This is a genomic window from Streptomyces sp. NPDC056883 (genome assembly GCF_042788835.1).
In the GTDB taxonomy this organism is placed as follows: Bacteria; Actinomycetota; Actinomycetes; order Streptomycetales; family Streptomycetaceae; genus Streptomyces; species Streptomyces stoeckheimensis.
The window spans coordinates 280252-304557 of record NZ_JBHUBS010000006.1 but is presented as its reverse complement, the minus strand read 5'-3'; the positions used below and the strand labels follow the sequence as shown (position 1 = coordinate 304557).

21 protein-coding genes are annotated in these 24306 nt (G+C 71.9%); 13 read left to right on the top strand and 8 right to left on the bottom strand.

Translation table 11 applies throughout. The features are described from left to right. Positions 1-16 precede the first annotated feature (16 nt). Entirely contained in the window at positions 17-1720 is a 1704-nt protein-coding gene (gene aspT / locus ACFRU2_RS18260; RefSeq protein WP_382973059.1) for an aspartate-alanine antiporter, read from the top strand. Positions 1721-1783: 63 nt separating this feature from the next. Further along, entirely contained in the window at positions 1784-3442 is a 1659-nt protein-coding gene (locus tag ACFRU2_RS18255) for a bifunctional aspartate transaminase/aspartate 4-decarboxylase (RefSeq protein WP_382973057.1), read from the top strand. Positions 3443-3529: 87 nt separating this feature from the next. Here ACFRU2_RS18255 and sph read toward each other — a convergent pair whose 3' ends face one another. Continuing rightward, positions 3530-4519 (bottom strand): sphingomyelin phosphodiesterase, encoded by a 990-nt coding sequence (sph, locus tag ACFRU2_RS18250; protein WP_382973055.1) that lies wholly within the window; start codon positions 4517-4519, stop codon positions 3530-3532. A 215-nt stretch (positions 4520-4734) separates the two neighbouring features. Between sph and ACFRU2_RS18245 the strand changes: the two genes are divergently transcribed. After that, on the top strand, positions 4735-5595 hold the full coding sequence (locus ACFRU2_RS18245; protein ID WP_382973054.1) for an oxygenase MpaB family protein: 861 nt from the start codon (positions 4735-4737) through the stop codon (positions 5593-5595). 34 nt (positions 5596-5629) lie between these two features. Here ACFRU2_RS18245 and ACFRU2_RS18240 read toward each other — a convergent pair whose 3' ends face one another. After that, positions 5630-7159: a M1 family metallopeptidase gene (locus tag ACFRU2_RS18240; protein ID WP_382973052.1), complete on the bottom strand. Its 1530-nt coding sequence runs from the start codon at positions 7157-7159 to the stop codon at positions 5630-5632. Positions 7160-7456: 297 nt separating this feature from the next. Between ACFRU2_RS18240 and ACFRU2_RS18235 the strand changes: the two genes are divergently transcribed. From ACFRU2_RS18235 to ACFRU2_RS18210, 6 genes are all read left to right on the top strand, one after another. Then, positions 7457-8035 (top strand): cysteine hydrolase family protein, encoded by a 579-nt coding sequence (locus tag ACFRU2_RS18235; RefSeq protein WP_382973050.1) that lies wholly within the window; start codon positions 7457-7459, stop codon positions 8033-8035. Between the two features lie 133 nt (positions 8036-8168). Next, the gene (locus ACFRU2_RS18230) at positions 8169-9032 is read left to right on the top strand and encodes a hypothetical protein (protein WP_382973048.1); all 864 of its coding nucleotides are present in this window, start codon (positions 8169-8171) and stop codon (positions 9030-9032) included. A gap of 116 nt (positions 9033-9148) precedes the next feature. Continuing rightward, positions 9149-11650: a Tex family protein gene (locus ACFRU2_RS18225; protein ID WP_382973046.1), complete on the top strand. Its 2502-nt coding sequence runs from the start codon at positions 9149-9151 to the stop codon at positions 11648-11650. Between the two features lie 241 nt (positions 11651-11891). Further along, positions 11892-12437 (top strand): hypothetical protein, encoded by a 546-nt coding sequence (locus ACFRU2_RS18220; protein WP_382973044.1) that lies wholly within the window; start codon positions 11892-11894, stop codon positions 12435-12437. After that, positions 12427-13608, top strand: a complete 1182-nt coding sequence (locus ACFRU2_RS18215; protein WP_382973042.1) for an MAB_1171c family putative transporter — start codon at positions 12427-12429, stop codon at positions 13606-13608. The genes ACFRU2_RS18220 and ACFRU2_RS18215 overlap by 11 nt, the downstream gene beginning before the upstream one ends. Positions 13609-13673: 65 nt before the next feature. After that, a complete protein-coding gene (locus tag ACFRU2_RS18210) occupies positions 13674-14462 on the top strand; it encodes an SDR family NAD(P)-dependent oxidoreductase (protein ID WP_382973040.1) in 789 nt (262 codons plus the stop codon). Between the two features lie 87 nt (positions 14463-14549). Here the strand turns inward: ACFRU2_RS18210 and ACFRU2_RS18205 are convergent, their stop codons facing one another. The 3 genes from ACFRU2_RS18205 to ACFRU2_RS18195 all read right to left on the bottom strand — a co-directional run bounded on the left by ACFRU2_RS18205 (position 14550) and on the right by ACFRU2_RS18195 (position 17968). Beyond that, the gene (locus ACFRU2_RS18205) at positions 14550-14783 is read right to left on the bottom strand and encodes a hypothetical protein (RefSeq protein ID WP_382973038.1); all 234 of its coding nucleotides are present in this window, start codon (positions 14781-14783) and stop codon (positions 14550-14552) included. Positions 14784-15038: 255 nt separating this feature from the next. Continuing rightward, on the bottom strand, positions 15039-16676 hold the full coding sequence (locus tag ACFRU2_RS18200; protein ID WP_382973036.1) for an ABC-F family ATP-binding cassette domain-containing protein: 1638 nt from the start codon (positions 16674-16676) through the stop codon (positions 15039-15041). Between the two features lie 74 nt (positions 16677-16750). Beyond that, positions 16751-17968, bottom strand: a complete 1218-nt coding sequence (locus ACFRU2_RS18195; protein WP_382973034.1) for an SLC13 family permease — start codon at positions 17966-17968, stop codon at positions 16751-16753. A gap of 251 nt (positions 17969-18219) precedes the next feature. Here ACFRU2_RS18195 and ACFRU2_RS18190 point away from each other — a divergent pair, with 251 nt between their 5' ends. Both ACFRU2_RS18190 and ACFRU2_RS18185 read left to right on the top strand, forming a co-directional pair. After that, the gene (locus tag ACFRU2_RS18190) at positions 18220-19200 is read left to right on the top strand and encodes a GlxA family transcriptional regulator (RefSeq protein ID WP_382973032.1); all 981 of its coding nucleotides are present in this window, start codon (positions 18220-18222) and stop codon (positions 19198-19200) included. Between the two features lie 112 nt (positions 19201-19312). Continuing rightward, positions 19313-19951 (top strand): DJ-1/PfpI family protein, encoded by a 639-nt coding sequence (locus ACFRU2_RS18185; protein ID WP_382973030.1) that lies wholly within the window; start codon positions 19313-19315, stop codon positions 19949-19951. Here the strand turns inward: ACFRU2_RS18185 and ACFRU2_RS18180 are convergent. Then, positions 19926-20675, bottom strand: a complete 750-nt coding sequence (locus tag ACFRU2_RS18180) for an enoyl-CoA hydratase/isomerase family protein (protein ID WP_382973028.1) — start codon at positions 20673-20675, stop codon at positions 19926-19928. The two genes, ACFRU2_RS18185 and ACFRU2_RS18180, sit on opposite strands and share 26 nt — an antisense overlap. Positions 20676-20800: 125 nt before the next feature. On the opposite strand from ACFRU2_RS18180, the gene ACFRU2_RS18175 reads away from it, so the two are divergent. Beyond that, positions 20801-21493, top strand: coding sequence for an HdeD family acid-resistance protein (locus ACFRU2_RS18175; protein WP_382973026.1), 693 nt, complete (start codon positions 20801-20803; stop codon positions 21491-21493). Between the two features lie 94 nt (positions 21494-21587). Next, on the top strand, positions 21588-22142 hold the full coding sequence (locus tag ACFRU2_RS18170) for an ATP-binding protein (protein ID WP_382973024.1): 555 nt from the start codon (positions 21588-21590) through the stop codon (positions 22140-22142). Between the two features lie 5 nt (positions 22143-22147). Here ACFRU2_RS18170 and idi read toward each other — a convergent pair whose 3' ends face one another. Together idi and ACFRU2_RS18160 are read right to left on the bottom strand one after the other, a co-directional pair. Further along, positions 22148-22747 carry an isopentenyl-diphosphate Delta-isomerase gene (gene idi / locus ACFRU2_RS18165; RefSeq protein WP_250740854.1) on the bottom strand — a complete coding sequence of 200 codons (600 nt, stop codon included), beginning with the start codon at positions 22745-22747 and terminating at the stop codon, positions 22148-22150. 161 nt (positions 22748-22908) lie between these two features. Next, on the bottom strand, positions 22909-24237 hold the full coding sequence (locus ACFRU2_RS18160) for a methyltransferase domain-containing protein (RefSeq protein ID WP_382973022.1): 1329 nt from the start codon (positions 24235-24237) through the stop codon (positions 22909-22911). Between the last annotated feature and the right edge of the window lie 69 nt (positions 24238-24306).

Sequence of the window (24306 nt, the reverse complement as noted above, 5' to 3'; positions counted from 1 at the left end):
CAGGACGGGTACCAGCATGATCGACTTCCTCGTACGGAACATCTTCAAGCCCCATCCCGAACTCCTGGTCTTCATCACCGTCGCCTTCGGCTTCCTCGTCGGGAAGCTGCGGTGGAAGGCCATCGGGCTGGGCGCCGTCACGGGCTGCCTCATCGTGGGCCTGGTCTTCGGCGCCCAGTTCAAGATCACCATCGACGGGACCGTGAAGAACCTCTTCTTCACGATGTTCCTCTTCGCCCTCGGCTACAAGGTCGGCCCGCAGTTCTTCCGGGGCCTGAAGAAGGACGGCCTGCCGCAGGTCCTCAACGCGGTGATCGTCTGCGTCACCGGCCTGCTCGTCTCCTGGGGCTTCGCCGTGATGCTCGGCTACGGCCCCGGGCTCAGCGCGGGCCTGCTCGGCGGCGCACTCACCCAGTCCGCCGTCATCGGCGTCGCCCAGGACGCGATCGGCAACCTTCCCGGACTCAGCCCCTCCGAGATCACCGAGCAGCAGAACCTCGTCGCGGTCGGCTACGCCGTCACCTACCCGCTCGGCACCATCCTCTGCGCGATGCTCCTGGCCAACGTGCTGCCCCGGCTCTACCGCCGGAACCTGGCCGCCGAGAGCGCCCAGCTCGCCAAGGAGCTCGACGCGCCCAGCGACGACCCCGACCTGCACGAGGGCTACTACGAGGTCGTCCTGCGGGCCTACACGATCCAGCGGCCCGACCTCGTGGGCCGGACCATCGACGACTTCGAGAACCAGCAGAAGTCACTGGGCCACCGGATCTACCTCACCCGGATCCGCCGGGACGGCGCGATCATCGACCACACCCAGCAGACCGTTCTGGCCGAGGGCGACGTCGTCGCCGTCAGCGCCCTGCGCGGAGCCCTCGTCGAGTTCGACGCCCGCACGCACATCGGCCCCGAGACCGACGACGTCGAACTCCTCGGCTACCAGACCGAGACGCTGCACGTGGTCGCCTCGGAGAAGGAGCAGCTGGGCAAGACCATCGCGGAGCTGCGGGCCGAGCCCTTCATGGTCGGCGTCTACATCGACAAGCTCTTCCGGTCCGGTGCGGAGTTCCCCTACCGGCTCTCCACCCAGCTGGAGCGCGGCGACACCCTGATCCTCACCGGCCCCAAGCGCCTGGTGGACCCGGCCGGGCGGGCCATCGGCAAGCCGGTCCCGACCAGCTTCGCCACCGACATGATCTGGGTGGGCCTCGGCATCTTCCTCGGCGGCTGCCTCGGCATCCCGGCCCTCACCGCCGGCGGGGTCCCGATCTCGCTGTCCACCTCGGGCGGCGCGCTGATCATGGGCCTGGTCTTCGGCTGGATCCGCGGCAGGTACCCGACCTACGGCAACGTCCCGCCCGGGGCCCAGTGGTTCATGGACACCCTCGGCCTGTGCCTCTTCGTCGCGGTCGTCGGCCTCAACGCCGGACCCAGCTTCACCAGCGGGCTCGCCTCCGCCGGGTGGGGGCTGCTGATCTGGGGTGCGGTCATCACGCTGATCCCGCTGCTGGTGGGCTTCCTCGTCGGCCATCACATCCAGAAGATCCGCTTCCCGATCCTGATGGGCGTACTGGCCGGCGGCCAGACCACCACGGCGGCGATCGGAGCCGTCAACGAAGAGTCCAAATCCCAGGTGCCGACGCTCGGTTACACGATCCCCTACGCGGTCAGCAACGTACTGCTGACGATCTGGGGCGCGGTGATCGTCCTCCTCAACCACTGAAAGCCCCCTTCACCCCGGCCGCGAGGCCGACCGAACGCCCCCGACGCAAAGGAACGAACCACCGTGCCGGAGACCACTTTCAGCCGCGAGGAGATCCAGTCCTTCGCGCAGCTCAGCCCGTTCGAGCTGAAGGACAAGTTCATCCAGCTCGCCACGGCCGCCCAGGCCGACAAGCCGGGCCAGAAGGACACCACCGCCCGCGCCATGCTCAACGCGGGCCGCGGCAACCCGAACTGGATCGCCACCGGGCCGCGCGAGGCCTTCTACGCACTGGGCTACTTCGCGCTGGACGAGTCCCGCCGGGTGTGGACCGCGGACAACCTCGGCGGGATGCCGGAGAAGAAGGGCATCGGGGAGCGGTTCGATTCCTGGACCCGGCGCCACCCGGACCTGCCGGGCGTGGAGATGCTGTCCGCGTGCGTCCAGTACGCCCTGTCGCGCTGGCCGTTCGACAAGGACGCCTTCGTGCACGAGCTGACCGACTCCATCACGGGCGACAACTATCCGGTCCCGGACCGGATGCTGACCCACGCGGAGCACATCGTGCGCGGCTACGTCGCCGACGAGATGTTCGGCAAGAAGCCGCCGGAGGGCAACAACCTGTCGCTGTTCGCGACCGAGGGCGGCACCGCCGCCATGTGCTACATCTTCGACTCGCTGATGAAGAACGGGGTCCTGAAGAAGGGCGACAAGATCGCCCTGATGACCCCGGTGTTCACCCCGTACATCGAGATCCCCGAGCTCGACACCTTCGAGTTCGAGGTGGTCAACATCTCCGCGAGCCTCTTCGCCGAGACCGGCGTCCGCCAGTGGCGCTACCCGGAGGAGGAGGTCGCCAAGCTGGCCGACCCCTCCGTGAAGCTCGTCTGCCTGGTCAACCCGTCCAACCCGCCCTCGCTCGCGCTGAGCGAGCGGGTGGCGAACCAGATCAAGGACATCGTCGCCACCAGCAACCCGAACCTGCTGATCGTCACGGACGACGTGTACGGCACCTTCGTGCCCGGCTTCCGCTCGATCGCCGCCGACCTGCCCCGCAACACCCTGCTCGTGTACTCGTACTCCAAGCACTACGGGTGCACCGGCTGGCGGCTCGGCGTCATCGGGCTGCACGACGACAACGTCATCGACGAGATGGTCGCGGGCTTCCCGCAGGACCAGAAGGACCGGCTGGCCAAGCGGTACGGCACCCTCAGCCTGGAGCCGGAGAAGATCCGCTTCATCGACCGGCTCGTCGCGGACTCCCGGTCGGTGGCCCTCAACCACACGGCCGGCCTCTCGCTGCCGCAGCAGACGATGATGGTGCTCTTCTCGCTCTTCGACATGCTGGGCGAGGGCCAGGCGTACAAGGAGCGCATCCGGCAGATCGTCCACCGCAGGCTCGACCTGCTGCTGGAGGGCGCCCAGATGAAGATCTCCGAGGACGACAAGCGGGCCGGGTACTACATCGAGCTCGACCTGCTGGCCGAGGCGGAACGGGTCCACGGCAAGGACTTCGCGGACTTCCTGGAGAAGAACTACGAGCCCGTCGACCCGCTGTTCCGGCTCGCCGAGCAGACCTCGGTGGTCCTCCTCAACGGCGGCGGCTTCGACGGCCCCCAGTGGTCGGTGCGCGTCTCGCTGGCCAACCTCGACGACCTGGACTACCTGAAGATCGGCCACCACCTGCGGGCGATCTTCAACGACTACGCGAGCGAGTGGGAGCGTTCGAAGGCCAACGGCTGACGGCCGGAGGCCACAGGAAAGCAGGAAAGGGGGTGCCCGCCGGATCGCGGCGGGCACCCCCTTTCGGTGTGGCGGATCAGCGGTGGGTCACCGGCCGATCAGCGGGTAGTGGTCGGAGAGGTTGGTGTAGGTGTAGGAGGTGCCCCAGCTGGAGACCGTCCAGGGCGCCGACTGCTCCAGGACGACGTTGTTCTCCCAGTTCGCCGGGCGGGCGTTGCCCTTGCGGTAGAGCACGTAGTCCAGGTCCTCGCGCGGGTCGGTCGGGTAGCGGTACTTCGCTATCGAGTTCAGCGCGGTGTCGAAGGAGTACGTGTGCCCCGTGCGGGTGTCGGAGTCCGCCAGGTCGGCGTTGGCCAGCATGGTGGCGAGCTCCGGGGTGCGCGAGTCGACGTTCATGTCGCCCGCCACGATGACCTGCTCGCTCGCAGGAATGTTCTTGCCGTCCAGGAACGCGTCGATGTTCCGGAACTGGCGGGCGCGCATCTCCGCCGCCTCGCCCGCGCCGCAGCCGGGGTCGGTGGACTGGGCGTGCGTGCCGACCACGTGGACCTTGGTGCCGTTCACGTTCAGCACGACGTAGGCGAAGCCCTTGTTGGACCACCAGTCGGCGCCGCAGGCGTCCTTGTAGACCACCTGCTCCTTGCGCACGATCGGCCACTTGCTGAGGATCGTGACGCCGCCGTCTTCCGGGGTGGTGGAGGAGTAGGCACCGCCCGTGGCGTCCCAGCCGCTCTTGCTGCGGCCCACGACGGGGGTCTGGTACGGGTACTGCGCGGCCGAGTTGGCCTTCAGCGCGTCGGAGGCGCCGTTGTCGAAGGCCTCCTGGACCACGACGACGTCGTGGCCCTGGTACCAGGAGGCCTTGGGGATCTCCGCCGCCCGGTGGTCCTGGCCCCAGTTGGGGTACAGGTTCTTGCTCATCAGGAACGCGTTGTACGACAGGACGCTGAGCCGCGGCGTGGCGGCGCTCTCCGCGGCGGTGGCGGCCGGAGCCGCGGTGGCGACGAGCGATCCGACGGCGATGGCGGCGACGGCCGCGGCGGCGGCACGGGCCCTGCGGGGCTGGATCTGGGGCATGGAGGTCTCCCTCGTTCCTGTGGGGGAAGATCGGCTCCGCCATCCAAGCAGCCAGGGTTACTTCGCGGTAACACCTGTGACACGGGTTTCTGGACGCAGCGCTACTTCTTCGGTGTTTCCGCAGCCCGGCCCCGGCCGGCCCGAGCACCGCGAGGAAGCCTCCGCACCCCCTGCATACTGGGAGAACGGCTGGTCGACACCCTGGGGGCACACGGATGGGCACGAAGCGAAGCGACCCCGAGCCCCCGCCGCCCGGGGGAGTGCTCTGGACCATCGCCGGAGACGTCCGCGCGCTGCTCATGCTGCCCGCCGCCTTCACCATGCAGGTCGCCCACCCCGCCATCGGCGCCGGCGTCGACGAGCACTCCGTCTTCCGCACCGACCCCTGGGGCCGCGGCGAGCGCTCGCTGCGCTCCGTCCAGCTGTGGGTGTACGGCGGAGCCGACGCCGCGGCCGAGGGGCGCCGGGTGCGCCGCCTGCACCAGGAGATCCAGGGCACCGACACCCGGGGGCGCCGCTACCACTCCCTCGACCCCGCCTGCTACGCCTGGGTGCACGCCACCGGCTTCCCGGTCTACCTCCACGCCGGGCGCTACCTGCTGCGCCCCTTCACCCCGGCCCAGGAACGGCAGCTCTACCGCGAGTGGCTCCAGGTCGGCCGCATCCTCGGGCTGCACGACCGGGACATGCCGCAGAGCATCGAGGAGTACTGGCCGTACTACCACCGGATGCTGGCCGAGGAGATCGAGCCCACCAAGGTCGCCCGCGAACTCCTCGCCACCGACGCGCCCCTGCCCCGCCCCACCGGAGGCCCGCCGCCGGTCCGGCTCCTGCTGCGCCTGACCTGGCCCGTCCTGCGGGCCGCCTTCCTGCACTTCCGGGCCTTCGTCACCGCCGGCTACATGCCGCCCGAGGCGCGCGCCGCCATCGGGCTGGAGTGGACCCCGGCCCAGGAACGCCGCCTGCGCCGCTTCAGCACGGCCGTGCGCCTCCTGGTCCCCCTCCTGCCGGAGCGCCTGCGCTACCTCCCGATCGCCCGCGCGGCCCGGGCGCGGGCGCGCGCCGCCGCCCGCTGAGGGGCGACGGCGCGCAGCTCCGTACGGGTGCGGATCAGTGGTGGTCGTGCACCTCGTTCGTCGCGGCGATCTTCTTCCAGGACTTCGGCTCCGCCGCCGGCTTGGCGGCCGGGGCGCGGAGGGTCTTGGTGCCCGGGGTCGCGGCCGGCAGCTTCTTCACCGTGTTCAGCGCGGAGGCGTCCGGCTTGCCCGGGGTGTACAGCCAGGTCTCGAAGAGCTGCGCGAGCGGCTGGTTGGAGACCTTCTCCGCGTAGCGGACGAAGTCGCCGACCTTGGCGTTGCCGTAGGCGCGCTCGGTCGGCCACCCCTTCAGGATGCGGAAGAACTTCTCGTCGCCGATCGTGTTGCGCAGCGCCTGGAGGGCGATCGCGCCGCGGTCGTAGACGGCTCCGTGGAACTGGTTCTCCGGACCCGGGTCACCCGGCTTGACCTGCCAGAACGGGTCCTCGGCCGGCCGCAGCCCGTACGCCCAGTCGGCGAGCTCCTGCGCGGTGCCCTCGCCCTCCTTCTCCGACCACAGCCACTGGCTGTAGCGGGCGAAGCCCTCGTTGACCCAGATGTCCTTCCAGCCGTCGACGGACACGCTGTCCCCGTACCACTGGTGGGCCAGCTCGTGCACGACCACGGACACGTTCGCACCGTTGGCGAACTGCCGGGGGCTGTAGAACGGCCGGGTCTGCGTCTCCAGCGCGAACCCGCTGGGCACGTTCGGCACGTACCCGCCGAGCGCGTTGAAGGGGTACGGCCCGAAGACCCCCTCCAGCCACTCCGCGACCTCGCCGGTCCGCTCGATGCTGGCGCGCGCCGCGCCCGCGTTGTCTCCGAGGTCCTGGCTGTAGGCGTTCAGGATGGGCAGACCGCTCGCCGTCTTGTCGGTGGTGATGTCGAACTTGCCGACGGCCAGGGTGGCGAGGTACGTGGCCTGCGGCTTGTTCGAACGCCAGTTGTACCGGGTCCAGCCCAGGCGGGAACTCTGCGACTGCAGCACGCCGTTGCTGATGGCCTGGGTGCCGTCGGGCACGTTCACCGATACGTCGAAGGTGGCCTTGTCGAGCGGGTGGTCGTTGCTCGGGAACCACCAGGCGGCCGAATCGGGTTCCTGCGCGGCGACGCCGCCGTCCGGGGTGCGCTGCCAGGCCGACCAGCCGTCGACCTTGAACTCCGAGGGCTTGCCCGCGTACTTGACGACCACGCTCGACTGCTTGCCCCGCTGGAGCGGGGAGGCCGGGGTGACCTCGAGCTCCGAGACGCCCGACTTGGCGAACTTCGCCTTGACCCCGTTGACCCGGATCTCGCTGACGTCCAGACCGAAGTCGAGGTTGAAGCGGGACAGGTCCTGCTTGGCGGTGGTGAGCAGGGTGGCGGTGCCCTCGAGCAGGTCGGTCTTCGGCTGGTACTGGAGGCGCAGGTCGTAATGGGAGACCTCGTACCCCCCGTTGCCACTGGCCGGGTAGTAGGGATCGCCGATACCCGGTGCGCCCGGAACGGAACTCGCCGCCGACGCCGGGATCACCAGCAGAAGGGAGGCGGCGAGCACGCTCGGGGCGATGACTTTGCGGTGCACCTTGAACTCCAAGTGGTAGGGGAGTGGCTTCCGTTCGACCGTATTCACGCCCGGGACCCCACGTCATGTCCATGGCCCCTCCTGTCACACGATCGCCATGCGTCTGAAAAACGCCCGTGCGGAACAGGTCCGTCCAGGCGGCGGCGACGGCCCGCGCACCGCCCCCGGCCTGCGCGGATCGATGTCCGGATCTGCGGCTCGGCCGTCATTGCCCGTGCGTGCGCGGCCTCCTAGCGTTGACGTCGTGGCCCCGCGTCGGGCCGCCACCCCACCCCACCTCATGAGAACGGCACCCCTGTGACCACCACCACGACCCTGCGTCAGCTCAACGGCTTCGACGAGACCCCCGCGACCTTCGAGGACGCGGTCCTGGTCCTGGTCGACTACCAGAACACCTACACCGGCGGCGTCATGGAACTCGACGGCTGGGAACCGGCGCTGGCCTCCGCCTCCCGGCTCCTCGCCCGGGCCCGCGAGCTCGGCACCCCCGTCGTCCACATCCGCGACGGCGGCTACGGCATCGACACCGAGCCGGGCACCCTCCACGCCTCCGTGGCCCCCCGGGAGGGCGAGGCCGTCGTCACCAAGTCCGTCCCGAACGGCTTCCACGGGACCGACCTCCACGAGATCATCGAAGCCACCGGCCGGAAGAACCTGATCATCGCCGGGTTCATGACCAACATGTGCACCCTGTTCACCACCGAGGGCGCCTTCCTGCACGGCTACGCTCCCACGGTCGTCGCCGACGCCTCGGCGACGCGCGCGCTGCACAGCCCGGCGGGTGCCCTGACGGCGCAACAGATCCACCAGGCGGCCCTCGCCACGATCACCGAGCTCTACGGCGTGGTCGTAGCCACGGGAGCCGAACTGAAGTGACCCCGCCCCGGCACGCCCTAGGGCGCGCCGTCCGGCCGGGGCCCGGGGGGCCGGCCGGGCGGGGGAGCGTGCCGGAAGCGGACGCTCGGGTACCGCACTTCTCTCCATACCAAGCAGTCGTTAGCCTGCCCGCATGACTCTTCCGGAGCGCGCCGCCCGCAGCTGTTGGCACGGGGCGATCAACCCGCTGCATTCGACCGTCTACTTCTCGCCCGACCTCGCCAAGGAGTTCGCCGCCCTCGGGATCACCGACCGCAACGCCGTCAACCTCGCCTCCCGCTCCGCGGCCATGGGCGCGGTCGGCGCGGGCACGGTGACGGCCACCTTCTACAACTACCGCCACGACCTCGTCGCCCGGCACCTGCCCGCCGTCTGGGAGAGCGCCACCCCCGCGCAGGTCCTCGCCGCCCGGCTGCGGGCCGTGGACACCACACTGCGCCGGCTCCTCGGCGACGAGACGATCGCGTCCCCCGAGGTCGCCGAGGCCGCCGGGCTGGCGATGCGCGCGGCCGAAGCCTGCACCCGGCACGCCCGTACGCTCTACTCGGCCCACGCGGACCTCCCCGTACCCGAGGAACCGCACCTCAAGCTGTGGCACGCCACCACCCTGCTGCGCGAGCACCGCGGCGACGGACACCTGGTCGCCCTGCTCACCGTCGGCCTGGACCCGGTCGAGGCCCTGGTCAGCCACACGGCCAGCGGCCACGGCATGACCCCGAAGTACCTCAAGCACATCCGAGGCTGGGAGCAGGCCGACCTGGACGCCGCCGCGGGCCGGCTGCGCGAGCGCGGACTGCTCGACTCCGAGGGCGAGCTCACGCCCGAGGGCGCGGCGCTGCGCGAAGCGCTGGAGACGGAGACCGACCGCCTGGACGAGGCTCCGTACGAGCACCTCGGCGCGGCCGGAGTCGCCCGGCTCGCGGAGATCGGCGGTGGTCTCACCGTGCAGGCCTTCGTCGCCGGAGCCTTCCCCGCGGACCTCATGGGCAAGGCCTGAGACCGGACCGGGCCCGGCTCCCGACGTCCGCCGCCGCCACCTGCCACAATTGGCAGCCTTCCGACGCAGCACGGACCAGCAGCACGAACACGTACGAAGGCAGGCGGGACCGCACAGTGACCATGTCCATCGAAGGCAGGATCGCCGAGGAGCTCGGCGTACGGGAGCGGCAGGTCAAGTCCGCCGTCGAGCTGCTCGACGGCGGCTCGACCGTGCCGTTCATCGCGCGCTACCGCAAGGAAGCGACCGAGATGCTCGACGACGCCCAGCTGCGCACCCTGGAGGAACGGCTGCGCTACCTGCGCGAGCTGGAGGACCGGCGCGCGGCGATCCTCGACTCCGTACGGGAGCAGGGCAAGCTCGACGCCGAGCTGGAGGCCCGGATCAACGCGGCCGACACCAAGGCCCGGCTGGAGGACATCTACCTCCCCTTCAAGACCAAGCGCCGCACCAAGGCGCAGATCGCCCGCGAGGCCGGCCTCGCGCCGCTCGCCGAGGGGCTGCTGGCCGACCCGTCTGCGGAACCGGCCGTGGCGGCCGCCGCGTTCGTGGACGCCGACAAGGGCGTGGCCGACGCGGCCGCCGCCCTGGAAGGCGCCCGCGCCATCCTCACCGAGAAGTTCGGCGAGGACGCCGACCTCATCGGCGAACTGCGCGAGCGCATGTGGGGCCGCGGCCGGCTCGCCGCGAAGGTCCGCGAGGGCAAGGAGGAGGCGGGCGCCAAGTTCGCCGACTACTTCGACTTCACCGAGCCGTTCACCGCCCTCCCCTCGCACCGCGTGCTCGCCATGCTCCGCGGGGAGAAGGAGGACGTCCTCGACCTCACCCTGGAGCCGGAGGAGCCGAGCGAGACTCCCGGACCCTCCACGTACGAGGGGATGGTCGCCCGCCGCTTCGGCATCAACGACCGCGGCCGCCCCGGCGACAAGTGGCTCGCCGACACCGTCCGCTGGGCCTGGCGCACGAAGATCCAGGTGCACCTCGGGATCGACCTGCGCTCCCGGCTGCGCGCCGCCGCCGAGGACGAGGCGGTACGGGTCTTCGCGTCCAACCTGCGCGACCTGCTGCTCGCCGCACCCGCCGGCACCCGCGCCACCCTCGGGCTGGACCCGGGCTTCCGCACCGGTGTGAAGGTGGCCGTGGTGGACGCCACCGGCAAGGTGGTCGCCACCGAGGTGATCTACCCGCACGTGCCCGCCAACAAGTGGGACGACGCCCTCGCCAAGCTGGCCCGCCTGGCCAAGGAGCACGCGGTCGAGCTCGTCGCCATCGGCAACGGCACCGCCTCCCGGGAGACCGACAAGCTCGCCGCGGACCTCATCGCCCGCCACCCCGAGCTGAACCTCACCAAGGTGATGGTCTCGGAGGCCGGCGCCTCCGTGTACTCGGCTTCCGCCTTCGCCTCGCAGGAACTCCCCGACATGGACGTGTCGTTGCGCGGCGCGGTCTCCATCGCCCGGCGCCTGCAGGACCCGCTCGCCGAGCTGGTGAAGATCGACCCGAAGTCGATCGGCGTCGGCCAGTACCAGCACGACCTGTCCGAGGTGAAGCTCTCGCGTTCGCTCGACGCCGTGGTCGAGGACTGTGTGAACGGTGTCGGCGTCGACGTCAACACCGCGTCCGCTCCGCTGCTTTCGCGCGTGTCGGGGATCAGCGGCGGACTCGCCGAGAACATCGTGGCGCACCGCGACGCCAACGGCCCGTTCCGCAACCGCAAGGGGCTCAAGGACGTGGCCCGGCTGGGCCCGAAGGCGTACGAGCAGTGCGCGGGCTTCCTGCGGATCCGCGACGGGGACGACCCGCTGGACTCCTCCAGCGTGCACCCCGAGGCCTACCCGGTGGTCCGTACGATGGGCAAGACGGCGGGCAGCGAGGTGGCGGCCCTGATCGGCAACACCGGTGTGCTGCGCTCGCTGCGGCCGGAGCAGTTCGTCACCGAGGCCTTCGGCCTGCCGACGGTCACGGACATCCTGCGCGAGCTGGAGAAGCCGGGCCGGGACCCGCGGCCGGCGTTCAAGACGGCGACCTTCAAGGAGGGCGTCGAGAAGATCGGCGACCTGGCCCCCGGGATGATCCTGGAGGGCGTGGTCACCAACGTGGCCGCCTTCGGCGCCTTCATCGACATCGGCGTCCACCAGGACGGGCTGGCGCACGTCTCGGCGCTGTCGAAGACCTTCGTCAAGGACCCGCGCGACGTGGTGAAGCCGGGCGACATCGTCCGGGTCAAGGTCATGGACGTGGACATCCCGCGCAAGCGGATCTCGCTCACGCTGCGGCTGGAGGACGAGGCCGAGCGCGGCGGCGGAGCCGACGGCGGTGCGCCGAGGCAGCGCGAGGAGCGGGGCGAGCGGCGCGGCGGCGGCCGGCCCCCGCAGCAGCGCGGCCCGGGCGGTCAGGGCGGCGGCGAGCGTGGCCAGGGCGGCCAGGGCGGCCAGGGCGGCTCCCGCGACGGCGGCAAGGGCCGCCGCCAAGGCGGTCAGGGCGGTCAGGGCGGCCAAGGAGGCGGCGGCCAGCGTCAGGGCGGCGGCGCTCCGGCCCCCGCCAACAGCGCGATGGCCGACGCCCTGCGCCGTGCGGGGCTCAGCGGCCCCGACGAGCGGGGTGGCCGCAAGCGCTAGCCACTCGTGGCAGTGCGTGCCGGATTGGCTGAAAAAGCACCCGACATGGGGACATACCTTGCCAACTCATCCGGATGATCTGTAGGGATGACGGAACGCCCGTTCGTCTTTCGGCGAGCGGGCTTCCGCTTTTTCCCCTCAGGACCGCACTCCCGAGGTCGCCTTGAAGGCAAAGGACGTCATGCCCCTGCCCACACACACCTATCATCGTTGCCCGAGAAAGGGTCCGAAGAGGGAACACATGCGCCACCCTCAACCCAGTCTGCGCAAACGGTGCGAGGCGATTCTCAGCCGTCTTGACCTGCAACACCCCTTCTCGCTCGACGGACTGTGCGAGCGGATAGCCGAACAGCGGGGCCGTCCCATCCGGCTCCACCCGCTGCCCAAGGAGGCGGCGGAGTCCGGCGTGTGCGGACTGTGGGTCGGCACCGCCGACGTGGACTACGTCTTCTACGAGGCCCAGACCACCCTGCTGCACCGCGAGCACATCGTGCTCCACGAGATCGGCCACATCCTCTTCGGGCACCACTCGCTGGAAGCCCCCGCCGAGGACTCCCCGGGCGCCGGCGGGGCGGACGGACCCGTCCCCACCGTGCTCGGGCGCACCAACTACACCACCCGCCAGGAGCGGGAGGCGGAGATGCTCGCCAGCATGATCCGCATCCGCACCGGGACCCGCGGCCCGCACCTGGGCCACGGCGCCGCGGGCCGCGACACGCTCGCCCGGCTGGAGTCGGCGATGGGCTACGAGCGGCGCGGACGGGGGCCCGTCCACCGTGGCTTCTGATCTGATCGCCTTCGGCGACGCGCTCGCCGTTCCCGGCGTCGTGTGCCTCTGGATCGCCGTCCTGCTCCGCGCGCCCGGCGCCCTGCGCGCCCCGCACCAGCGGGGCCTGTGGCTCGCCGTCGCCACCGCCGCGGCCGCGATGACCCTGAACCTCCCCGACGTCGTCGCCTACGCCATGGGCCGCGACCCCGCCTACGCGCACACCATCGGACTCGTGCGCAACCTCATCGGGGTCCTCTCGGCCGGCGCGGTGCTGTACTTCGTGGCCGCCGCCACCCGGGGCCGCCGGCTCCAGATCGCCTCCGGCGTCGGCACGGTCCTGTGGCTGACCGTCCTCGTCGTCCTGGACGCGGCCGCGCCCGACCACGGCACGCACACCATCCCGCCCGTCGGCGACCCGGTGCCCTCCCTCGCGTACTGGCTGGTGCTGATCTCCGCGCACCTGATCGCCAACACCGTCTGCGTGTCCGTCTGCTGGCGCTACAGCCGCCGTGCCGAGAGCCGGGGCCTCGCCGCCGGACTGCTGCTCTTCGGCCTCGGCACCGCGCTCGCCGGGGTGTTCTGGTTCGTGTACCTGCTCAAGGCGCTGTTCGGCTTCACCTGGGCGGTGCCCGCCAACCCGCTGCTGATGAACGTGCACGGACTGCTCCGCGCCGCCGCGATCCTCGTCCCGACGCTGTTCACCTTCCGCCGCACGGCCGCCGACACCGCCACCGCCTGGCGGCTGTGGCCGCTCTGGCGCGATCTGGTCCACGCCGTCCCGCACGTGGCCCTCAACGAGCCGCGCACCGGCCGGGTGCTGGAACTGCTGTGGCCTCCGGTCCCGCGCAACCTGCTCGTCTACCGCAAGGTCATCGAGACCCGCGACGCCATCCTGATCCTGGGGGAGTACGTCGCCCCCGGCGTGCCCGAGCTCGCGCGCAGCCACGTGGCCGGCAGCGGAGTGCCCGAACAGCGGGCCAGTGCGGCCGCGCTGGCCTGCGTACTGAAGGAAGCGCGGCAGGCGAAGCTGGCCGGGATCCCGCAACAGCGGTCCGACGAGAACGCCTTGGAGCTGCCCGCAGCCCTCCAGACCTCGGCCGAGGGCGGGGACCTGGACGGCGAGGCCCGCTTCCTGGTGGACGTGGCCCAGGCCTACGCCTCGCCGGCCACGGCCGGTTTCACCGCGTGAGACACACGGGACACGCGAGACACACGCGCACGCACCACGCCCGACAGCCAGGAAGTGAACGTCTCTTGACCACCACCGTACTGATCACAGGGGCCAGCGCCGGACTGGGCGCGGCCTTCGCCCGCGGCTTCGCCGCCAAGGGCTGCGACCTCGTCCTCGTCGCCCGCGACAAGGGCCGCCTCGAAGGCGTCGCCGCGGACCTCGCCCGGGAATTCGGCTCCGTCTGCGAGGTGCTCCCCGCCGACCTGCTCGACGCGGACGGTCTCGGAGCCGTCACCGAGCGGCTCGCCGACCGGGCCCGGCCCGTGGACATCCTGGTCAACAACGCCGGCTTCGGACTCCCCGCGCCGTTCCCGTACAACCCGGTCGAGGACGAGGAGCGGATGCTCGACCTGCTGGTCAAGGTGCCGCTCCGGCTCACCCACGCGCTGCTCCCGGGCCTGCGCGAGCGCCGCCGCGGCGCGGTGCTCAACGTCTCCTCGGTGGCCGGCCTGCTGCCGACCGGGACCTACGGCGCCGCGAAGGCCTGGATCACGGCCTTCAGCGAGTCGCTGCGCGTGGACATGGAGCCGTACGGGGTCCGCGTGCTGGCGGTGGTCCCGGGATTCACCCGCACCGAGTTCCAGGAGCGCGCCGGGATGGACGTCACCGCCCTGCGCGACGCGGTCTGGCTGGAGCCGCGCGACGTGGTGGCCAAGGCCCTGAAGGACCTGGCGCTGCGCCGCCCGGTGAGCATCACGGGCCGGCACTACCGGGCGTACGCCGTGGCGGTCCGCCACCTTCCGCGGGCCTTCGTGGCCCGGAAGATGGCCCGCAAGCGGCGGGCCCCGGCGGACCGGCCGGACGGGAACTGACGGCCGGACGGGAGCTGACGCGGGCGGCGGAGCAGCCCCGTGCGCGGCCCCGGGACCGGGGTCGCGCACGTCCGGGTGGGAGCGGGGTCAGCAGTCGCCGTGGTTGTAGCCTCCGTAGCCGTAGTCGTCATCGTCGTCCCACCAGCCGCCGTGGTGCCAGCCGTTGTCGTCGTCGTGGTCCCAGCCGCCGGTGCTGTAGGTGACGTGCTGGGCCGGGGTCGCCGCCGAGGCGGTGCCCGCCGTACCGAGTGCGGCCCCGCCGGCCATCAGCAGACCGGCAGCGGAGACCACGAAGAGGCGCTTCGCCCTCAGTGCAAACATGAGAATTTCCCTTTCCTTCCACCCCGCTCGGCGCTCCGAGGCACAGGGGGATGGAACCGCGGGCCGCACGAGCACGCGCGACGCGGAATCGGATACAGGGCCGCCGAAAGATGCGGAAGTGCAGGTCCGCCCGCCCTGGCGACGTTGTACGTCCGGCCATGGGGGCGCGCTCCGCGATTGCGGCTCTCACTCACAAAGGCTAGTCACACTTGCGCCGGTCGGCATCTCGGGCGGCACCGAATTCCAGGGCCTGCCCTAGAGCTCGGTGACCTTGCCGTCCGCGACGTGCATGCGGCGGGTCACCTGGACCGCGTCGAGCATCCGGCGGTCGTGGGTGACCAGCAGCAGGGTGCCCTCGTAGGACTCGAGAGCGGACTCCAGCTGCTCGATCGCCGGCAGGTCGAGGTGGTTCGTCGGCTCGTCCAGCACCAGCAGGTTCACCCCGCGCCCCTGGAGCAGCGCCAGGGCCGCCCGGGTGCGCTCGCCGGGGGAGAGGGTGGCCGCCGGGCGGGTCACGTGCGCCGCCTTCAGGCCGAACTTGGCCAGCAGGGTGCGGACTTCGGCGGGCTCGGTATCGGGCACGGCGGCGCAGAAGGCGTCGATGAGCGACTCGTCGCCGAGGAACAGGCCGCGGGCCTGGTCGACTTCGCCGACCCGGACGCCCGAACCGAGGGTGGCGGAGCCGGAGTCAGGGGCGAGGCGGCCCAGGAGGACGGCCAACAGGGTCGACTTGCCTGCTCCGTTGGCGCCGGTGATGGCGACCCGGTCCGCCCAGTCGATCTGCAGGCTCGCCGGCCCGAAGGCGAAGTCCCCCCGCTGGACGACCGCTTCGCGCAGGGTGGCCACCACCGAGCCGGAGCGCGGGGCCGCCGCGATCTCCATGCGCAGCTCCCACTCCTTGCGCGGCTCGTCGACCACTTCGAGCCGTTCGATCGCGCGCTGCGTCTGGCGGGCCTTGGAGGCCTGCTTCTCGCTCGCGTCGGCGGCGGCCTTCCTGGCGGACTTGTCGTTGTCGGTGGACTTGCGCTTGGCGTTCTTGACGCCCTTGTCGCTCCAGCCGCGCTGCATCGCGGCCCGGTCCTCCAGGGCCGAGCGCTTGTCGGAGTACTCGTCGTACTCCTCGCGGGCATGGGTGCGGGCCCGCTCGCGCTCCGCCAGGTAGGCGTCGTAGCCGCCGCCGTAGAGGTTGATCTGCTGCTGCGCCAGGTCCAGTTCGAGGACCTTGGTGACGGTGCGCGTGAGGAACTCGCGGTCGTGGCTGATGACGACGGTGCCGGCGCGCAGTCCCTTCACGAACTGCTCCAGGCGCTCCAGACCGTCGAGGTCCAGGTCGTTGGTGGGCTCGTCGAGCAGGAAGACGTCGTAGCGGGACAGCAGCAGCGAGGCGAGGCCGGCGCGGGCGGCCTGGCCGCCGGACAGCGCGGTCATCGGCAGGTCGAGGCCGACGGACAGCCCCAGGTCGTCGGCCACCTGCACGGCCCGCTCGTCGAGGTCGGCCCCGCCGAGGTTCAGCCACCGGTCGAGGGCGTCCGCGTACGCGTCGTCCGCGCCGGGGGTGCCGTCCACGAGACCCTGCGTCGCCGCGTCGAGCTCGGCCTGCGCCGCTGCCACACCCGTACGGCGGGCGAGGAACTCGCGGATCGACTCGCCGGGGCGCCGCTCCGGCTCCTGCGGGAGGTGCCCGACGGCGGCGCTGGGCGGCGAGAGGCGCAGCTCACCGGTCTCGGGGGCGTCCAGCCCGGCGAGCATCCGCAGCAGGGTGGACTTCCCGGCGCCGTTGACGCCGACGAGGCCGATGACGTCGCCGGGAGCGACGACGAGGTCGAGATCGGCGAAGAGCGTGCGCTCACCGTGCGCGGCGGTGAGCTTCTTGGCGACGAGGGTTGCAGTCATGATGCCCCGATCCTATCCGCGCCCCGCGCGCCCCGGTCCCGGGGCCGGGACGGAGCGGCGGCCGGGCCGGCGGGTCATGCACCGATGAGCCGGAGGCCGGCCCACAGGGCCGTCACCGAGGCTGCGAGGGCGGGCACGGTGGTCAGCACGCCGAGCCGGGTGAAGTCACCGAGCCGGACGCCGTCGTACCCGTCCGTGTGCAGGATCCGCCGCCACAGCAGCGTGGCCAGGGACCCCGCGTAGGTCAGGTTCGGCCCGATGTTCACCCCGATCAGCACGGCCAGCACCGGCCCCGCGCCGCCGGCCGAGGCCACCGGGAGCAGGGCCAGTACCGCGGGCAGGTTGTTGATCAGGTTGGCCAGTACGGCGGCCACCGCCGCCACCGCGAGCAGCGCCGGCAGCGAATCCCCGGCCGGGGTCACCCACTCCAGCCCGTCCCCGAGCCCGTGGTCCACGACCGCCCGCACCACCACCCCCAGGGCCAGCACGAACAGGCAGAAGGCAGGAGCCGTGGAGCCCAGGATCGCCGCCGGGGTGGTCTCCCGGCGCCGCAGTGCCCGTACGGCCAGGGCGAGCGTGCCCGCCAGCGCCGCCCAGGCGGGGCTGGCCCCCGCGAAGGAGGCGAGCGCGAAGCCGGCCAGGGTCAGCGCGAGCACCCCGGCCGCGAACCGGGGCAGCGGAGCCTGCTCCACGGCCTCGGGCACGTGCTCCGGGGGCGCCGCCAGGTCGCTGCGGAAGAAGCGCCGGAACACCGCGTACTCCACGCCGATCGCCGCCAGCCAGGGCAGGGTCATGAGCGCGGCGAACCGGGTGAAGGAGAGCCCGCTCGCGGCGAAGGCGAGCAGATTGGTGAGGTTGGAGACCGGCAGGAGGAGCGAGGCGGAGTTCGCCAGGTGCGCGGTCGCGTAGACGTGCGGGCGGGGCCGGGCCCCCAGCCGGGAGGCGGTCGCGAGCACCACCGGGGTCAGCAGCACCACGGTCGCGTCCAGGCTCAGCGCGGCGGTGACGACCGAGGCGACGGCGAACACCCCGCCGAGCAGCGCCACCGGCCCCCGCCCGGCCGCCCGCCGGGCCACCGCGGCGCCGGCGGCCTTGAACAGCCCCTCGTCGGCGCAGAGCCGGGCCAGCGCCAGGATCACCGCGAGGAACCCGACCACCGGCAGCAGCTCACGGGTCTGCGCCCACGCGTCGGCCGGCGGTACGACGCCCAGTACGACGAGCAGACCGGCGGCGGGCACGGCGGCCGCGGCCTCCGGCAGCCCGCGCGGGCGCAGGACGGCGAAGGCCAGCACTCCGAGGAGGAGGGCGGCGGACAGGCATGCGGCGGCGACGGGGTACAGGACGGGCTCCGGAGCGAGGGGGAGGAGAAGAGGAGAGCGTACGGGGCCGCGGTGGCAGGCCGCCGTGCCAGGGGCGGGGCGTGGGGCGGGGCATGTGGGGGCCCGCGGTGGGGCCGGGACAGGATCGCACCCGGACCCGTATGGCCGGATAGGTGGGGTGCGCGTCATTGCGGCCATCGCGCGGGGTGTCACACGATGGGGCCATGTCGTCGCGAAACGTGCTCGTCGTCCTCTACGACGGCGTGCAGAGCCTGGATGTCACGGGGCCGATGGAGGTCTTCTCCGGCGCCGACCACCACCCCGGACCGGCGCGGTACGCGCTGCGCACCGTCTCGCCGGGCGGGGCCCCGGTCCGCACGAGCAGCGGACTGCGGCTGGTCCCGGACGGGGAGCTGGAGAGCGAGCGTCCGGGCGCCGGGACCACCCTGCTGGTGCCGGGAGGCCGGTACACGGGGGACTTCGCGCCCGAGATCACGGACTGGCTCCGCGCGTACGGCGCCTCCGCGCAGCGGCTGGTGTCGGTGTGCACCGGCGGCCTGCTGCTCGCGGAGGCCGGGCTGCTGGACGGACGGCGCGCGACGACCCACTGGTACGTGTGCGAGCAGATGGCCCGGGACTACCCGGCCGTCACGGTGGAACCCGACCCGATCTACGTCCGCGACGGGCCGGTGTCCACCTCGGCCGGCGTCACGGCGGGCATCGACCTCGCGCTGGCGCTGGTGGAGGAGGACCATGGGCGGGAACTGGCGCTGTCCGTCGCGCGGCACCTGGTGGTCTTCCTGCGGCGGCCCGGCAACCAGGCGCAGTTCAGCGCGCAGCTCGCGGCGCAGACGGCGTCGCGGGATCCGCTGCGGGAGGTGCAGCACTGGATCACGGAGCACCCGGGAGAGGACCTGAGCGTGGAGGCCCTCGCCGCGCGGGCCGCGCTGTCGCCCCGGCACTTCGCGCGGTCCTTCCGAGCGGAGACGGGGGTGACACCGGGGCGGTACGTGGAGCGGGTACGGGTCGAGCACGCGCGGCGGCTGCTGGAGGAGGGCGGCGAGGGCGTCGCCCAGATCTCCCGGGCCTGCGGCTACGGCAATCCGGAGGCCCTGCGCCGCGCCTTCGTGAGGACCCTGGGCCAGCCCCCGGCCGAATACCGCCGCCGCTTCGGCACCCCGCCCCACCCGGCCCTCGACGCCTGACCTCGCAGAAGCCGACCCCGCCCCAGAAGCCGAGCCCGCCCCAGAAGCCGAGCCCGACCCAGAAACCGGGCCGGACCCAGAAACCGAGCCCGACCACCGCTCCGGAGGAGCCATGCAGATCGCCGTACTGCTCTACGACCGGTTCACCGCCCTCGACGCCATCGGGCCCTTCGACACCCTCGGCCGGCTCGACGGTGCCGAGACCGTCTTCGTCTCCGAGCGGCCCGGTCCCGTACGGACCGACAACGGATCGCTCGCACTCGTCGCCGACAGGGGGCTCGGTGAGGTGACCCGGCCGGACATCGTCATCGTGCCCGGCGGGCCGGCCCCCGACGTGGAGATGAAGAATCCCGTGGTCCTCGACTGGCTGCGGGCCGTCGACGCCACCACGACCTGGACCACCTCCGTCTGCACCGGCTCGATCCTGCTCGCCGCCGCGGGCCTGCTCGAAGGGCGGCGGGCCACCAGTCACTGGCTGTACGTCGACCAGCTGACCCGCTTCGGGGCGGAGCCCACCGGGGAGCGCGTGGTCTTCGACGGGAAGTACGTGACGGCCGCCGGGGTGTCCTCGGGCATCGACATGGGGCTCACGCTCCTCGGCCGCATCGCGGGGGACGAGTACGCGCAGACGGTCCAGCTGATGACCGAGTACGACCCGCAGCCGCCCTACGACGCGGGTTCCCCCGAGAAGGCACCCGCCGACATCGTCGCGCGGCTGCGTGCGTTCAAGCCTTCGGCGGAGTCCAGGTGAAGGCGGGCGCGCGCCGCTCCAGGAACGCGGCGACACCCTCGGCGGTGTCGCCGCTTCCGGCGGCCTGCGCCGCCCAGTACCCGTCCCGGTCCGTGCGGCCGTCCACGAACTCCTTGGCCGAAGTCTGCGTGAGCCGCGAGCGCGTGGCCAGGATCCGGGTGAACTCCGCGACCCGCTTGGCCAGGTGACCCACCGGCAGCAGCTCGTCCAGCAGTCCGGTGCGCAGCGCCCGCTCCGCGTCGACCAACTCGGCGGAGAAGAGGAGGTACTTGGCGGCCGAGGGGCCCACCAGGGACGCGAGGCGCCGGGTGGAGGAGGCCGGGTACACGATGCCCAGTCGCGCCGGCGTCACCCCGAAGGAAGACCCCTCCTCGGCGAAGCGCAGATCGCAGGCGGCGGCCAGCTGACTGCCGCCGCCCACGCAGAACCCGCGGATCGCGGCCAGCGTGGGCTTGGGGAAGGCGGCGAGCGCCTCCTCCGCCGCCACGGCCAGGGCCTGCGGGTCCTCGTCCCCGGTCAGCGAGGAGATGTCGGCTCCCGCGCAGAAGGTCTCGCCGGCCCCCGTCAGGACCAGCACCCGTACGGCGGGATCCGCCGCGAGCCCGGCCAGCAGCTCCGGCAGCCCGCGCCACATCGCGGCGGTCATGGCGTTGCGCTTGGCGGGGTGCGAGATCACGACGGTGGCGACCCCGTCGGCGACGGAGGAGAGCAGGGCGGCGTCCATGCGCCGGATGCTATCCCGGACGGTCAAACCTATGATCAAGAGACCGGTCACCGGCAGCTCGGTGGACCGGCAGGCAGTCGCGGGGTCCGAGGGTCCGTCGGGGGCAGCTGAAAGGTGGCGCGTCCATGGCCGCAGACCGTGCGGACCGTACGGGTCCACAGGACATGAAGGCCGACAAGAAGAAGGTCAGCCGCAGTTTCGCGTGGATGGCCCTGCTCGGGGCGCTCCTGGTGGTGGCCGGGCTGGTGGGCCTCGTCTACACCGGCGTCGCCACCCTGACCACGATGTTCCTCTTCGGCTGGCTGCTGCTGTTCGGTGGCGTGGTGGGCCTGTTCCAGGCGATCCAGTCCCGCAAGAGCAACTACTTCTGGCTCGCCGTCATCGTCGCCGCGATCAACATCGCGGCGGGCTTCGTGATCCTGCGCCGCCCGGAGGCGAGCGCGGAGGCGCTCACGATGTTCGCCGCTCTGCTGTTCCTCACCGGCGGGGTGTTCCGGCTGGCCGGGGCCGTCGTGGTGCGCGGCGCACACCTGGGGCTGACCCTGGTCCAGGGCGCCTTCGGCATCCTGCTGGGCCTCCTGATCCTCGCCAGCTGGCCCGGCAGCAGCCTGTACGTGATCGGAGCGTTCTTCTCCCTCGCGCTGCTGTTCGACGGTCTGAGTCTGATCGCCGTGGGCATGGGAGCCCGCCGCATCCTGGGCTTGGTCAGGGACGACGAGGTTCCGGTGACGCCCGCGGGGGCGGGAGTGGCGGCGCCCGAGGCGGTCGAGGCGGCCGAGAAGCGGCCCCCAGAAGATCAGGAACGGTCGAACAACTGACTCTGTCATACGCCAGCGGTCAGAAAGTGTCCGATTGATGCTGACTTCTGGTCAGTGGTCCGGCGCGGAGCGGTCCGGTCCCCACTCTTGACGTGTGCAGACGATCGAGCGTGAAGACGGGGGCCGGGAGATGGATGTGAGCGGGAGCGTCCCGCCAGTCAAGGGGGAGGAGCCGGAGGTCGCGGCCGCCCCCCTCGCGTACGAAGGAGTGTGGCGATTCACGGCACCCGCAGTTGAAGAATCCGTTCCGCAGGCCCGCCGTGCGGTCCGTGACCTGCTCGGCCGGCAGGAGGTGCCGGCCGACCGGGACCTGGTCTACTCCCTGCTGCTGATCGTCTCCGAGCTGGTGACGAACTCGGTCCGGCACGCGGCCCTGCTCTCGCCCGAGGTCGCGGTGGAGGTCGCCATCGGCCGGGAGTGGGTACGGGTGGCCGTCGAGGACAACCACCCGTACCGCCCCAAGGCGCTGGAGGCCGATTTCGGCCAGACCGGCGGCCGCGGCCTCCTCCTGGTCCGGGAGATCACGCTGGAGGCCGGCGGGGTCTGCGACGTGGAGCACACCTCCACGGGCGGCAAGGTGATCTGGGCGGCGCTGCCGCTCACCACGGCCCTCGCCACACCCGCGGCCGCGCCGACCTCGGCGGTCTGAGGCGGCTACCAGCCCGCCGCGTCGCCGGTCAGCTCGCGGATCGCGGGCCGGGCCGCGTCCAGCACGGTCATGAACCAGGCCGAGAACGGCACCTCGGCGTGCCGCTTCGCGAGTTCCTCCGCGGTCACGAAGGCGGTGTCCGCGATCTCCTCCGGATCCGGCCGCACCGACCGCTGCGCGAGTCCCACGAACAGGTGGTTGTACTCCTGCTCCACCAGCCCCGACGCCGGGTCCGGATGGTTGTAGCGGACCGTCCCCGCCTCCGCGAGCAGCGAGGGCGACAGCCCCAGCTCCTCGTGGGTCCGCCGGGCCGCAGCCGCGAACGGCGACTCCCCGGGGTAGGGGTGGCCGCAGCACGTGTTCGACCAGACACCGGGGGAGTGGTACTTCCCGAGGGCGCGCTGCTGGAGCAGCATCCGGCCCTGCTCGTCGAAGAGGAACACCGAGAACGCCCGGTGCAGCTGACCGGGCGCCTGGTGGGCGGAGAGCTTTTCCGCCGTACCGATGGTGTTGCCGGACTCGTCGACCAGTTCGAGCATGATCGGTTCTTGAGCGCCGGTGCCGGTGGTCGCGCTGTTCGCGGCGGTGGCTGGTGTGGTCGGCATACCCATCCTTCGCTTCGGACTTCGGCTTTCAGTCTGCCGTACAAATGGGGATTCCCCCCACTTCGGTGATCCGCGCATGTCCGCCCCCCGCCGCGTGATATGCGGCGAGGGGCGGAACGTGCGGATCGGTCAGTTCATCCGGCCGCGGGCCGGACCCGGCATCAAACTCCGAAGGGGGCCGGGTACTTGATCGTGCCCGTGGGTACCGGCACCGAATCGTCGAGCACCAGCGCCATCATGGCCTCGTCGGGCACCTCGAAGGGGGCCTCGATCCCGAAGCGCGAAGCCGGCACGAACCCGAACCGCGCGTAGTACTCGGGGTGTCCGAGGACCAGGACGAGGTTCTCCCCGCGCTCCGCGGCCGCCGCGAGCAGGGCCCGTACGACCGCGCTGCCGGCGCCCGAGCGCTGGAGCGCGGGAGCCGCGGCCACCGGGGCGAGAGTGAGCGCGGCCACCCCGTCGACCGTGCACCGGGTCAGCAGGGCGTGCGCCGCGACCGACCCGTCCGGGCCTTCGGCCACGTAGGAGAGGCCGGGCAGCCAGGAGCCGTCGGCGCGCAGCGCGTCCACGAGGTCGGCCTCGGCCGGGGTCTCGAAGGCGGTGGAGTTCACCGCGTGCACGGCGGCCGCGTCCCCGTCCGCCTCGGGGCGGACGGGCCAGTCGCCGCCGTCCCCGGCCGTCACCGGCCGCAGGACGTAGGCGGTGTACCCGTACTCGTGCCCGTACCGCTCCCGTACGTCGATCTCCTCGCGTACGAAGCCCAGCGCGGCCGCGGCTTCGGGACCCGAGGGTTCCGCGGCCGCGGCGACCCGCTCGCCGAGGGGCCCGTAGTAGGCGGCCCAGTCGGAGTCGGGCTGCCGGTGGATTCCGAGCACCCGGTAGCCGGCGGCCTGGATCGCGGCCAGGTTGCGGGCGGTGGAGCGCAGCGCGTAGTGCGGGTCCCAGAAGGCGCGGACCCCGGCGGACGGTTCGTCGACGGTCCATTCGCACTCGCTCAGCACCAGGGTGCCGCCGGGGGCGAGCAGTCGCTTCCACCGGGCGAGCGCGGTGGCGAACCCGATGTTGTAGGCGGAGCCCTCGGCCCAGACGAGATCGAAGGAACCGTCCGGATGCGTGAGATCGCCGATGTCCGCCTTGACGGCGCGGACGCGGTCGGTGAGCCCGCGGGCCGCGGCGGCGGCGCGGAGCTCGTCGAGGAAGCCGTCCTGGAGGTCGACGGCGGTGACGTCGGCCCCGAGGCCGCCCGCCTCGGCGGCGAGCAGCAGGGCACTGGGGCCGGGACCGCAGCCCAGGTCCAGGGCGCGCGGCCGCTCGGGCAGCGGTCCGCACAGGGACAGCAGGTGGCGGGTGGTGGCCTCGGAACCGGGGGACTGCCGGGGCAGGCCGCGGTGCAGCTCGATGAACGCCTTGAAGAACAGGTCGCCCTGGGTGCTGAAATCGGTGGTGTGGGAGTTGCTGGTGTCAGCGGTGTTATCGGTGTGGTCGGTCAACGTGAACCCTTGAAAGGGGGCTCCGGCCGACGGGGGTGATCGGTGTGATCAGACCCGACCGGACGCCCG

Excerpts from the sequence above, each read along its gene's own strand:
- aspT (WP_382973059.1), top strand. The coding sequence starts at position 17 with ATGATCGACTTCCTCGTACGGAACATCTTCAAGCCCCATCCCGAACTC.
- sph (WP_382973055.1), bottom strand. The coding sequence starts at position 4,519 with ATGCCCCAGATCCAGCCCCGCAGGGCCCGTGCCGCCGCCGCGGCCGTC.
- ACFRU2_RS18245 (WP_382973054.1), top strand. The coding sequence starts at position 4,735 with ATGGGCACGAAGCGAAGCGACCCCGAGCCCCCGCCGCCCGGGGGAGTG.
- ACFRU2_RS18230 (WP_382973048.1), top strand. The coding sequence starts at position 8,169 with ATGACTCTTCCGGAGCGCGCCGCCCGCAGCTGTTGGCACGGGGCGATC.
- ACFRU2_RS18220 (WP_382973044.1), top strand. The coding sequence starts at position 11,892 with ATGCGCCACCCTCAACCCAGTCTGCGCAAACGGTGCGAGGCGATTCTC.
- ACFRU2_RS18205 (WP_382973038.1), bottom strand. The coding sequence starts at position 14,783 with ATGTTTGCACTGAGGGCGAAGCGCCTCTTCGTGGTCTCCGCTGCCGGT.
- ACFRU2_RS18200 (WP_382973036.1), bottom strand. The coding sequence starts at position 16,676 with ATGACTGCAACCCTCGTCGCCAAGAAGCTCACCGCCGCGCACGGTGAG.
- ACFRU2_RS18190 (WP_382973032.1), top strand. The coding sequence starts at position 18,220 with ATGTCGTCGCGAAACGTGCTCGTCGTCCTCTACGACGGCGTGCAGAGC.
- ACFRU2_RS18185 (WP_382973030.1), top strand. The coding sequence starts at position 19,313 with ATGCAGATCGCCGTACTGCTCTACGACCGGTTCACCGCCCTCGACGCC.
- ACFRU2_RS18180 (WP_382973028.1), bottom strand. The coding sequence starts at position 20,675 with ATGGACGCCGCCCTGCTCTCCTCCGTCGCCGACGGGGTCGCCACCGTC.
- ACFRU2_RS18175 (WP_382973026.1), top strand. The coding sequence starts at position 20,801 with ATGGCCGCAGACCGTGCGGACCGTACGGGTCCACAGGACATGAAGGCC.
- idi (WP_250740854.1), bottom strand. The coding sequence starts at position 22,747 with ATGCCGACCACACCAGCCACCGCCGCGAACAGCGCGACCACCGGCACC.